The 12,517-nt window shown below is 38.1% G+C and carries 11 protein-coding genes; 6 read left to right on the forward strand and 5 right to left on the reverse strand.

The window, feature by feature from the left end:
- Positions 1–24: 24 nt before the first annotated feature.
- The 6 genes from AAX18_RS03780 (at position 25) to odhB (ending at position 7,252) form a co-directional block, all read left to right on the forward strand.
- A complete protein-coding gene (locus AAX18_RS03780; RefSeq protein WP_005628448.1) occupies positions 25–585 on the forward strand; it encodes a YcbK family protein in 561 nt (186 codons plus the stop codon).
- A gap of 52 nt (positions 586–637) precedes the next feature.
- Positions 638–1,393: a TatD family hydrolase gene (locus AAX18_RS03785; protein ID WP_005628450.1), complete on the forward strand. Its 756-nt coding sequence runs from the start codon at positions 638–640 to the stop codon at positions 1,391–1,393.
- A 9-nt stretch (positions 1,394–1,402) separates the two neighbouring features.
- A complete protein-coding gene (locus AAX18_RS03790) occupies positions 1,403–2,035 on the forward strand; it encodes an MBL fold metallo-hydrolase (RefSeq protein ID WP_005628452.1) in 633 nt (210 codons plus the stop codon).
- Between the two features lie 91 nt (positions 2,036–2,126).
- Positions 2,127–2,750 (forward strand): ComEA family DNA-binding protein, encoded by a 624-nt coding sequence (locus AAX18_RS03795; protein WP_005628453.1) that lies wholly within the window; start codon positions 2,127–2,129, stop codon positions 2,748–2,750.
- A 344-nt stretch (positions 2,751–3,094) separates the two neighbouring features.
- Positions 3,095–5,902, forward strand: coding sequence for a 2-oxoglutarate dehydrogenase E1 component (sucA, locus tag AAX18_RS03800; RefSeq protein WP_005628456.1), 2,808 nt, complete (start codon positions 3,095–3,097; stop codon positions 5,900–5,902).
- A gap of 120 nt (positions 5,903–6,022) precedes the next feature.
- On the forward strand, positions 6,023–7,252 hold the full coding sequence (gene odhB, locus AAX18_RS03805) for a 2-oxoglutarate dehydrogenase complex dihydrolipoyllysine-residue succinyltransferase (protein ID WP_005628458.1): 1,230 nt from the start codon (positions 6,023–6,025) through the stop codon (positions 7,250–7,252).
- A 104-nt stretch (positions 7,253–7,356) separates the two neighbouring features.
- On the opposite strand, the gene nrdB is transcribed toward odhB, so the two are convergent.
- From nrdB to AAX18_RS03825, 5 genes are all read right to left on the reverse strand, one after another.
- Positions 7,357–8,487, reverse strand: coding sequence for a class Ia ribonucleoside-diphosphate reductase subunit beta (gene nrdB / locus AAX18_RS03810; RefSeq protein WP_005628461.1), 1,131 nt, complete (start codon positions 8,485–8,487; stop codon positions 7,357–7,359).
- 11 nt (positions 8,488–8,498) lie between these two features.
- Entirely contained in the window at positions 8,499–8,669 is a 171-nt protein-coding gene (locus AAX18_RS08860) for a hypothetical protein (RefSeq protein ID WP_155397208.1), read from the reverse strand.
- Between the two features lie 109 nt (positions 8,670–8,778).
- Positions 8,779–11,049, reverse strand: a complete 2,271-nt coding sequence (gene nrdA / locus AAX18_RS03815) for a class 1a ribonucleoside-diphosphate reductase subunit alpha (protein ID WP_046953015.1) — start codon at positions 11,047–11,049, stop codon at positions 8,779–8,781.
- A gap of 245 nt (positions 11,050–11,294) precedes the next feature.
- Entirely contained in the window at positions 11,295–11,876 is a 582-nt protein-coding gene (dolP, locus tag AAX18_RS03820; RefSeq protein ID WP_005628465.1) for a division/outer membrane stress-associated lipid-binding lipoprotein, read from the reverse strand.
- 56 nt (positions 11,877–11,932) lie between these two features.
- Positions 11,933–12,517, reverse strand: a complete 585-nt coding sequence (locus AAX18_RS03825; RefSeq protein ID WP_032825706.1) for a D-sedoheptulose-7-phosphate isomerase — start codon at positions 12,515–12,517, stop codon at positions 11,933–11,935.

Raw genomic sequence — 12,517 nt, forward strand, 5'->3', positions numbered from 1 at the left:
TCCATCAAAAAATAGGAAGGAGAGATGATGAAGATTGATAAACAGAAACGTAAATGGCTGTCGCTCGGAGGCATTGTTTTAGGTGCATCAGTTTTACCTAATTCTGTATTAGCAATGGTTTCAACACCTAAGCCTCGTATTTTGATGTTCCGTAACATTAATACGGGAGAGCGATTAAGTGGTGAATTTTCTGCACAAAAAGGTTTCTCTAGTGCCACATTAAAAAAATTGGACCATTTTATGCGCGATAAACGAACAAACCAAGTTCGTAGAATGGATCCAAATTTATTCCACAAGTTTTATAACATTCAAAGCAATTTAGGGTTACGCAATGCTGAAATTGAAGTAATTTGTGGGTATCGTTCTGCAGCGACTAATGCAATGCGTCATCGTCAAAGCAAAGGCGTAGCAAGTAATAGCTATCATATTAAAGGAAAGGCCATTGATTTCCGTATTGCTGGTGTACCTTTGATTAAAGTGAAATCTTCCGCAGAAAGTCTTCGAAATGGTGGTGTAGGTTATTATCCAACAAGTAATTTTATTCATGTGGATACTGGCCCTGTTAGAACCTGGAAAGGGGTATAAAATAAATTTAAAATTGACCGCACTTTTGTGCGGTTTTTCATTGGAAAATACTATGCTATTTGACAGTCATCTTCATTTAGATCAACTCTCTGATGAGAATATCCAGAAAACACTCGCTGATTCAAAGATTACAGGTATGCTTGTAGTAAGTACGAATCTAAAAAGTGCTAAAAAACTATTGAATTTAAAACAGGTTTATCCCGAGAAACTTTATATTGCAGCTGGTTTTCATCCTGAACAGCCCTTGCTGAATTTAGAAGAGCAAGAAGAATTATTTCAATGGATTGATGAACATCATTCATCGATTTCTGCGATTGGCGAGGTGGGGTTGCCACATTATTCTAAACGTGAAAATCCAAATTTGGATTACGCACCTTACATTGAATTACTGGAACGATTTATTCTGATAGCGAAAAAATGGGATTTGCCGTTAAATTTACATATTGTGCATAATGATGTGGATATTGCCCTTGAATTATTGCAGAAACATAATATTCAACGTGCTCATTTTCATTGGTTTAAGACAGATGAAAAATCTTTTCAGAAATTTTTATCTACAGCATATTTTGCTAGCCTCACACCTGATATTTTATGGAATCCTAAAACTCAGAATGTTGCTCAACATTTGTCGTTAAACCGTTTGATGATTGAAACGGATAGTCCTTGGCCACATGAAGGATTTGAAAGTGCGGTAATTTCTGAGCAATTATTCGCAGTAGTGAAGAAAGTAGCTGAATTAAAATTTTTGCCATTACATTATGTTCAAGAGCAAATGCTTTTGAATACTCAACAATTTTATCGATTATAAGGAGCAAACATGAATATCGAAATTATCCCAGTCACCGCATTTCAACAAAACTGTTCTTTGATTTGGGATGACGACAAAAATGCAGCAATCATTGATCCGGGTGGTGAAGCCGAACGCCTAATTCAGCGTATTGAAGAACTAGATTTAAATCTTAAAGTGATTTTGCTTACCCACGGTCATTTAGATCATGTTGGCGCAGCCATGCAGTTGAAACAACATTTTGGCGTCGAAATTTGGGGCTCTCATGAAGAAGATAAATTTTTATTTGAGAGTTTGCCAGAACAAGCGCAACGTTTTGGTTTACCAAATATAGAAGCTTTTTTACCTGATCGTTGGTTTAATCAAGAAGGTGAAATTTTAAAATTAGATGGCTTTAATTTCGAGATTTTACATTTACCAGGGCATACGCCAGGGCATATTGGTTTTATTGAACATGAGAAAAAAGTGGCATTTACAGGCGATGTATTATTTCAAGGTGGAATTGGTCGTACCGATTTCCCTCGCGGGGATTATGAAACATTGATTTCTTCTATTCGAACAAAACTATTACCGTTGAATGATGATCTGATTATTATTGCTGGGCATGGACCTTATACAACCATTGGCCGAGAAAAACAGACAAACCCATTTTTAAATCGTTAAAAGTGCGGTGAATTTTTTATGGTATTTTGAACCTATTGCCATAGGGGGAGTCTTAAGTATGCCTCAGGCAAATTTTATAATAGGAGTTTATATGAAATCTTTAAAATCTCTTTTAAGTGTTACCGCACTTACCCTTGCTATTTCAGGTTCTGCATTAGCAAATGAAAATCCATTGGCTACATTAAAAGATGTGGCGAAAGATAATGTTAAAACAACTGTTTCAGAAAACGTGAAATCAGTAAAAGATTCTGCGTCAGCTGCGAAAGGAAATGTTTTAGAAAAAGTTTCTTCAACAAAAGAAAAAGCGACTGAAGGCGTTTCTTCTGTGAAAGAAAAAATGGCTGCAACGAAAGAAAAGGTTGATTCAGTAAAAGATAAAGCAAAAGCATTAAAAGATTCTTCATCAGAATATAGTCACAAAGCTTTAAAACACAAAGCTGCGGACAAAGTGAAAGAAACGAAAGAAAAAGCAGCAGAAAAAATGAATAGTGCAAAAGATAACGTTAAATCTGTTGTAGATTCTGCTAAGATTAATATTAATAAAGCGGATGCTAACACATTACAACAACTTTCTGGTATCGGTGAGAAAAAAGCGCAAGCAATCATCGACTATCGTAATAAAGTTGGCAAAATTAAAGACATCGCAGAGTTATCAAAAATTGATGGTTTAGGTTCAACCACTATTGAAAAAATAGCACCATTCTTAACTTTCTAAGTATTTAGTTAAAGTTTTGGCTAGTTAGCTAGCAACAACCTTTTACATTATGAGGCGGGAATTACCCGCCTTTTTTCTATCTATCATAAGTATGTTCTTCTTTATCCCCAAGTATCTTTTTTGTTATAGAGTTATTCGAATTATTGGTTTTTTAAGAATATTGAATAAGAAAATTTTGTTATATTCATTTAACTAAACCAAGTCATTAATTAAATATTTGAGCCAGATCACAAATCTGTAACAATTTCTGATAAGAGGCTTATTTCCTTTTCAATCCTATGTATAATGCATAAAAAATGGAGCGAAAACTATCGTTCCAAATAATCATAATAAAGAGGGTAATTATGCAGCAAAACAAGGCATTTGATGATTGGTTAGCCAGCACAGCATTAGGCGGTGCAAATCAATCTTATATAGAAGAACTTTATGAAATCTATTTGAGAGATCCGCAGTCGGTGGAGGAAAGTTGGCGAGCCACTTTTGATTCTTTACCAAAAACGACCGCACTTGAACAGCCTCATACACCAGTGCGAGATTATTTTCGTCGCTTAGCACGAGAAAATCATAATGAAGCGGTGACAGTAATAGATCCTGCTGCTGGTGCAAAATTGGTGAAAGTTCTACAATTTATCAATGCTTATCGTTTTCGTGGCCATTTAGAGGCTAATCTCGATCCCCTCAATTATTATCGTTGGAAAGTATCTTCCGTTCCTGAACTAGATTATCGTCATCACGGTTTTACCGAACAAGATCTCAACGAAACCTTCAATATTAATCATTACGTTTACAAACGCGATACCATTAAGCTTGGTGAGTTAGCTCAAATGTTGAAAGAGACATATTGTGGCTCAATTGGTTTGGAGTTTATGCATGTGCAAGATATGGCACAGAAAACTTGGCTCCAGAGTAAAATGGAAAGTGTGTTAGATAAACCGCTTTTTACATCTGAAGAACGTGTTAATTTTCTTCGTGAACTTACCGCGGCAGACGGTTTAGAGCGCTATCTCGGTGCAAAATTCCCGGGAGCAAAACGCTTTTCTTTAGAAGGAAGTGACGCCTTTATTCCATTGATGAAAGAAATTATCCGTCATGCCAGTCGTCAAGGGGTAAATGATGTGGTGATGGGAATGGCACACCGTGGGCGTTTGAATATGCTCGTGAATGTATTAGGTAAAAAGCCTGAGGATTTATTTGATGAATTTGCAGGTAAACATTCGAGTGAACGTACGGGAGATGTGAAATATCATCAAGGTTTTTCTTCTGATTTCGCAGTGGATGATAAGCGAGTTCACTTAACTTTGGCATTTAATCCATCTCATTTGGAAATTGTGAGTCCAGTAGTTGTAGGCTCTGTGCGTTCAAGACAGACTCGCATTAATGATACAACGCGTAGTCAAGTTTTAGCGATTACAGTACATGGTGATTCCGCTGTAGCAGGGCAGGGGGTTGTTCAAGAAACATTGAATATGTCAAATGCTCGTGGTTACAGTGTGGGCGGTACTATTCGTATTGTGATTAATAACCAAATTGGTTTTACGACATCTAACCCGAATGACACGCGTTCCACCGAGTATTGCACTGATATCGCGAAAATGATTCAAGCGCCGATTATTCACGTTAATGGTGATGATCCTGAAACGGTTGCTTTTGCTGCGCGTATGGCGGTGGAATATCGTAATTTATTCAAACGAGATATTTTTATCGATTTAATTTCTTATCGTCGTCATGGTCATAACGAAGCCGATGAGCCATTAGCTACTCAACCAATGATGTATAGCATCATCAAAAAACATCCTACCCCTCGTAAAGTTTATGCGGATCGTTTAGTTTCAGAAGGCGTGATGACTGAAGAACAAGTTACCGAGATGGCGAATGATTATCGCGATGCGCTAGATAATGGTGATCGAGTCGTATCAGAATGGCGAGAAATGGATACGGCAAAAATGGATTGGTTGCAATATCTCAACTATGATTGGACTGCGCCGTATGAAAGCAAATTTTCACAGGAACGTTTTTTAACACTTGCTAAACGTGTGTGTGAATATCCAGAAAGTTTACGTGCGCATCCTCGTGTAGAAAAAATCTATAATGATCGTAAAGTAATGTATCAAGGCGAAAAATTGCTCGACTGGGGTATGGCTGAAACCATGGCTTATGCAACCTTGCTTGATGAAGGTGTTAATGTCCGTTTATCAGGTGAAGATGCGGGGCGGGGAACCTTTTTCCATCGTCATGCCGTTGTGCATAATCAAAATGATGGTACGGGGTATGTACCATTAACACATTTGCATGCTAATCAAGGTCGTTTTGAAGTATGGGATTCTGTACTTTCAGAAGAGTCCGTACTTGCTTTTGAATATGGCTATGCAACAACAGATCCAAAAACTTTAACCATTTGGGAAGCGCAATTTGGCGATTTTGCTAATGGTGCACAAATTGTTATCGACCAATTTATTAGCTCTGGCGAACAAAAATGGGGCAGAATGTGTGGTTTAGTTATGTTATTGCCTCATGGCTATGAGGGACAAGGCCCAGAACATTCTTCTGCTCGTCTTGAACGTTATTTGCAACTTTGTGCTGAACAAAATATGCAGGTCTGCGTGCCGTCAACGCCAGCACAGGTGTATCACATGTTGCGCCGTCAATCTTTACGTAAAATGCGCCGTCCATTGATTGCCATTTCTCCAAAATCTTTGTTACGACATCCATTGGCTGTGTCCAGTTTAGATGAGTTGATTAATGGGGCTTTCCAAACGGTAATTGGAGAAATTGACGAGCTTGATCCTAAAGATGTAAAACGTGTGGTAATGTGTTCAGGCAAAGTTTATTACGATTTACTTGAACAACGTCGTGCGAATAATCAGAAAGATGTCGCGATTATCCGCATTGAGCAGCTTTATCCATTCCCACATGAGGATGTGAAGAAAGCGCTCGAGCCTTATGCACATGTCACGGATTATGTATGGTGCCAAGAAGAACCACTTAACCAAGGGGCTTGGTATTGTAGCAAACATAATTTTGAATCAGCAATTCCAGAATCCGTTAAACTTAAATATGCGGGGCGTCCAGCTTCAGCTTCGCCTGCTGTGGGTTATATGTCGCTTCACACTAAGCAGCAAAAACAGTTAGTGGAAGATGCGTTGACCCTATAAAGTGCGGTTAGAAATTAAGATATTTTTATAAATTTACAGGTGTACTTGTTGCATCCTGGATAAAAGTAAAAGAGTAATTCAGTGCAATAAGTTGCACTCTAAGAGATAAGGAAAAATAAAATGACCATTGAAATTCTTGTTCCAGACCTACCTGAATCAGTTGCGGATGCAACCGTGGCTACTTGGCATAAAAAAGTAGGTGATACCGTTAAACGAGATGAAGTTATTGTTGAAATTGAAACGGATAAAGTTGTGCTAGAAGTGCCCGCACTTTCTGATGGCGTACTGGCAGAAGTTGTTCAAGATGAGGGTGAAACTGTGGTGAGTAAACAGCTGCTAGGCAAAATTTCTACGGCTCAAGAAGGGGATGTCAGTTCTGCGACGTTAAAAGCAATGAATGAAGCCACTCCATCTGATCGTCAACATGCTGCGATTGAAAATAGTCATAATCATAATGCGGATCAGGGCCCTGCGATTCGTCGTTTATTAGCAGAACATGATTTACAAGCAGATCAAATTCAAGGTTCGGGCGTGGGCGGCCGTTTAACACGTGAAGATATTGAACGTGAAATCGCAAAACGACAAGCACTGCAAGCAAAACAAGAAGCTGCCACTGAGCAAAATACAATTAGTACGGTAGCTTATAGTGCACGTTCTGAAAAACGTGTGCCAATGACCCGTTTGCGTAAACGTATTGCTGAACGTTTACTGGAAGCCAAAAATAGTACAGCAATGCTTACTACTTTCAATGAAGTGGATATGCAGCCGATAATGACTTTGCGTAAAACCTACGGTGAAAAATTTGAAAAACAGCATGGTGTCCGTTTAGGTTTTATGTCTTTCTACATAAAAGCAGTTGTGGAAGCATTAAAACGTTATCCTGAAGTGAATGCTTCTATCGATGGCGATGATGTTGTTTACCATAACTATTTTGATATTAGTATTGCAGTTTCAACTCCGCGTGGATTAGTCACACCAGTGCTCCGCGATTGCGATAAGCTCAGTATGGCAGAGATCGAAAAACAAATTAAAGCATTAGCTGAAAAAGGTCGTGATGGTAAATTGACAGTAGAAGATCTTACTGGCGGTAATTTTACTATTACAAATGGCGGCGTGTTTGGCTCTCTTATGTCCACACCAATTATCAATCCACCACAAAGTGCAATTTTAGGGATGCATGCTATTAAAGAACGCCCGATTGCGCTTAATGGTCAAGTGGTGATTCGCCCGATGATGTATCTTGCTTTATCTTACGATCATCGTTTAATTGACGGCCGTGAATCTGTTGGTTTCTTGGTAACGATTAAAGAATTATTGGAAGACCCAACAAGATTATTATTGGAAATCTAAGAAATAAAAGGCTTTCTGTATTAGAAAGCCTTTTAAAATGAATAAAAAATTAAATATTTAAAAAGAATATCCCAAAGTGCGGTTATTTTCTTATGTGTTTTTAATTAGAGATCGAAATCGCCAAAATCATTCGTATCAACTTTTGAGTCAATTTGACCAACAAGGTAAGAACTCACTTCCACTTCTTGTGGCGCTACTTGAACGTTGTCAGAAACAAGCCATGCGTTAATCCATGGAATTGGGTTAGAACGTGCACCAAATGGTAATGGAAGACCAACAGCTTGCATACGGATATTGGTGATGTATTCCACGTATTGCACCAAAATATCTTTGTTTAAACCAATCATTGAACCATCTTTGAACAAATAATCAGCCCAGTCTTTTTCTTGTTCTGCAGCGGCTAAGAATAGATCATAAGCTTCTTGTTTACATTCTTCCGCAATTTCTGCCATTTCTGGGTCATCTTGACCTGCGGCCATAATGTTTAAAATGTGCTGCGTACCAGTTAAGTGTAGGGCTTCATCACGAGCGATAAATTTAATAATTTTCGCATTACCTTCCATTAATTGACGTTCAGCAAAAGCAAATGAGCAAGCGAAGGATACATAGAAACGAATGGCTTCAAGCGCGTTCACACTCATTAAGCAAAGATAAAGTTGTTTTTTCAAATTACGTAATGTGACGACACATTCTTTACCATCTACCGTGTAAGTACCTTCGCCGTATAGACTGTAAAGTTGGCTATCACGGATTAAATCATCGTAGTAAGAAGAAATGTCACGTGCACGTTTGATGATTTCTTCGTTCGTTACGATGTCATCAAACACGATAGATGGATCGTTCACAATGTTACGAATGATGTGTGTGTAAGAACGAGAGTGGATGGTTTCTGAGAATGTCCAAGTCTCGATCCAAGTTTCTAATTCAGGAATAGACACTAACGGCAATAATGCAACGTTCGGGCTACGGCCTTGAATAGAATCTAACAAGGTTTGATATTTTAAGTTGCTGATGAAAATGTGTTTTTCATGCTCAGGTAACGCAGCATAATCAATACGGTCTTGAGATACATCCACTTCTTCTGGACGCCAGAAGAAAGAAAGTTGTTTTTCAATGAGCTTTTCAAACGTCTCATATTTTTGTTGATCATAACGTGCAACGTTAACGTTTTGACCAAAGAACATTGGTTCTTTTAATTGGTCGTTTTTGTTTTGTGAGAAAGTGGTGTATGCCATTTTTGTTTATCCTATTTAAAAATGCTAATCCAGGGAGCTAGAGAAGAAAGAATTTTTGGGAAAAATCCTTGCTTTTCTTTAACATTCTTTTCAGCATTATTTATTACTAAAGAACCATTAACATAGTAGTTATTAGTAATATGAGAATTATTTGTAGTATTTGTGTTTTGATGATTTTTCATCATATTTTCCTTTTGTTAAGGATTTACAAATTATTCCCACATATTACTGGAGGTATTAGAACTAACTAATTTGTATATCCTACAGTAATAAGTAGGACGACAAAATTAATTAAATCTTACACGCGCCACCAGCACAGCCGTCATCAAGATCTTCTTGAGCATCTTCAGCGCCATCGCGGGTGTTTTGATAGTAAAGGGTTTTTAAGCCATATTTATAAGCGGTTAAAAGATCTTTTAACAACACTTTCATAGGTACTTTTCCATCTTCAAAACGTTTTGGATCGTAGTTGGTGTTGGCGGAGATCGCTTGGTCTACGAATTTTTGCATAATACCGACTAGGTGTAAGTAGCCGTCATTGCTTGGGATATCCCAAAGTAATTCGTAGTTATCGCTTAAGTTTTCGTATTCAGGTACAACCTGTTTTAGGATGCCATCTTTTGACGCTTTAATACTTACATGACCACGTGGTGGCTCGATACCATTCGTCGCATTGGAAATTTGCGATGAGGTTTCCGATGGCATTAAGGCGGTTAATGTTGAGTTACGTAAACCAAATTCTTGAATATCTTTACGCAAGCTTTCCCAATCATAATGTAATGGCTCTTGTGTTAAGGCATCTAAATCTTTCTTATAGGTATCAATAGGTAAAATGCCTTTTGCATAAGTGGTTTCATTGAAGTATTCGCAAGCACCTTGCTCTTTTGCTAAGTTCATAGAGGCTTTCAATAAATAATATTGAATGGCTTCAAAAGTGCGATGAGTTAAATCGTTAGCTGAACCATCAGAATAACGAACACCATTTTTCGCAAGGTAATAAGCATAGTTAATGACACCGATACCTAATGCACGACGAGCAAGTGAACTACGTTTTGCCGCCACAACAGGGTAATCTTGATAATCTAATAATGCATCAAGTGAACGCACTGCAAGATCGGCAAGTTCTTCTAATTCATCTAAGTTTTCAATCTTACCTAAGTTAAATGCAGAGAGGGTACAAAGTGCGATTTCTCCATTTTCATCATTAATGTGCTCAAGCGGCTTCGTAGGTAACGCGATTTCTAAACATAGGTTAGATTGGCGAACCGGTGCCACTTGTGGATCAAACGGAGAGTGAGTATTACAGTGGTCTACGTTTTGAATGTAGATACGGCCTGTTGATGCACGTTCTTGCATTAATAAAGAGAAAATCTCAACGGCTTTGACAGTACGTTTGCGGATAGTTGGATCTTGTTCGTATTTTACGTAGAGTTCTTCAAATTTATCTTGATCCGCAAAGAATGCTTCATAAAGTCCAGGTACATCCGATGGACTAAATAGAGTAATCTCGCCACCTTTAATTAAACGTTGATACATTAATTTATTTAATTGAACGCCATAATCCATATGACGAACGCGGTTGTCTTCTACACCACGGTTATTTTTTAACACAAGCAAGCTTTCTGCTTCTAAGTGCCAAATAGGGTAATAAAGTGTCGCCGCACCGCCACGAACGCCACCTTGTGAGCAAGATTTCACCGCGGTTTGGAAATATTTATAGAATGGAATACAACCCGTATGGAATGCTTCACCGCCACGAATTTCACTACCTAATGCACGAATTGCACCTGCATTAATACCAATCCCCGCACGTTGTGAAACATATTTCACAATAGCTGATGCGGTTGCATTGATTGAATCTAAGCTGTCATCACATTGAATTAATACGCAAGAGCTGAACTGACGAGTTGGTGTGCGAACTCCAGCCATAATTGGCGTTGGTAAGGAAATTTTGAAGGTAGATGTTGCATCGTAGAAACGTTTTACATAATCCAAACGCGTTTCTTTTGGATATTTAGAGAATAAACTAGCGGCAACGAGTAAATAAAGGAATTGTGCTGATTCGTAGATTTCTCCCGTCACACGGTTTTGAACTAAATACTTACCTTCTAATTGTTTTACGGCAGCATAAGAGAACGTCATATCACGCCAATGGTCGATGAATCCGTCCATTGTGTCCCATTCTTCACGGGTGTAATCATCCAATAAGACATGATCGTATTTACCCATGCGTACTAATTTTTTGACGTGATCGTATAAACGAGGGGGATCGAAATGACCGTAGGCTTTTTTGCGTAAATGGAAAATCGCTAAGCGAGCAGCTAAAAATTGATAATCAGGCGTATCTTTACTGATTAAATCTGCGGCTGCTTTAATAATAGTTTCGTGAATGTCTGAAGTACGAATGCCTTCATAAAATTGAATGTGTGAGCGAAGCTCAACTTGGGAAACAGACACATTGTCTAGACCTTCTGCTGCCCATGTAATAACACGGTGGATTTTATCAAGATTGATTTGTTCCTGCGTGCCATCACGCTTGGTTACCATTAAGCTTTTATTCATTGTACGACCCTTGTTATTATGGCGATGTTAAACACAAGATATAGTGTTTGTAATAAAATCACGCACAAGGTAATGTGTTTTTTGCTTGAGATCAAGCAATAAATTTTTTGCTTGAATTATTGACAATAGGTAACTTATTTAAAAATAAATGGTTTTTTAGAAAGAGCAAAAAAATCAAATTTTTTACTTGTAAAAATGAGAAAAGTGCGGTTGAAATTCGTTGAATTTTTACCGCACTTTGAAGATTAGTTTAGATATTTGAAAACTTTAATTACTTTTTTCACGCCACTGATTTTGCTCGCAATATCTGCGGCCGCATCAGCTTGGGCATGAGTCACTGTACCGAGTAGGAAAACTTCTCCATTTTCGCTAATAACTTTAACATCGGTTGCTTTAACTCGACCATCGACTAACATTTTTGATTTGACTTGCGTAGTAATCCAACTGTCTTTGCTAATTTGTGCAAAAGAGATTTTCGGGCCAACAGTCAGTTCGTTATAAATGTCATTGACACCTTCAACGCCTTTTGCAAGATCTGCGGCAGTGTCTTTTACACCACTATTAGGCACTTGACCGATTAAAAGTACTCGACCATTGTAAGACACGGCATTTACACGACCTTCAGTTTTAATTTGAGCATCTTTTTCAACGGCATTTTCTACTTTGAATTCGAGTGTTTCGTCATCTACTTGTGTACCAGCAGTTCGAGGATCGGTACCTACTTTAGCTGCTGCAGCGCCACCACCAAGAGCCGCAACGATACAGCCTTGTAAAAAGAATGTTGTGCTAAGCACAATAGCCAGTTTTTTTAACGGGGATAATGTCATAATTAACTCCTTTTGAGATTAAATTACTGCTAGTTTGAAATTGATTTATTTTGCTGTCAAGCACTTGGGAACAAGGTATGGTCAACTAATTCACAAAGGGCATTGATAACAAAAAGATGGTTTTCTAGGACTCGACTTTCTTTGGTTGCCGGAATCGATATTTCTAAATCACTATCAGCTAAAATTCCTTGAATTGCATCGTTATTAGAGCCAGTGAGTGCAATGACATTAACTTCTTTATTTACTGCATGAGAAATAGTGTTTAGCACGATTTTCTCTGTTCCCAAAGGTGCAAAAGCGATAAGTAAGTCGCCCGGTTTGGCAACGGCATTAAATTGGTGACAATACAATTCTTCAGGCGAGTGTTCAAAAACAAGAGAAGAACCCACCGCACTTTCTAAACTTAATAGAACAGAGGGAAAACTCGGTCTTGCTAAATCGTATCGATTAAGCAAGTTAGATACGAGAAACTGTGCATTGGCATAAGAACGCGAGATGCCACAAGCGATCACTTTATTGCCACCAAGTAAACATTGCATCACCATTTGGGTGGCGTTAGCAATATTTTCCGAAAGTATGCTAGACGCAGCAATTTGAATTTGAATACTTTCGCTATAAATATCTTTTACTTTTTGTAACAT

The sequence above is a fragment of the Haemophilus haemolyticus genome (assembly GCF_001008205.1).
In the GTDB taxonomy this organism is placed as follows: domain Bacteria; phylum Pseudomonadota; class Gammaproteobacteria; order Enterobacterales; family Pasteurellaceae; genus Haemophilus; species Haemophilus haemolyticus_Q.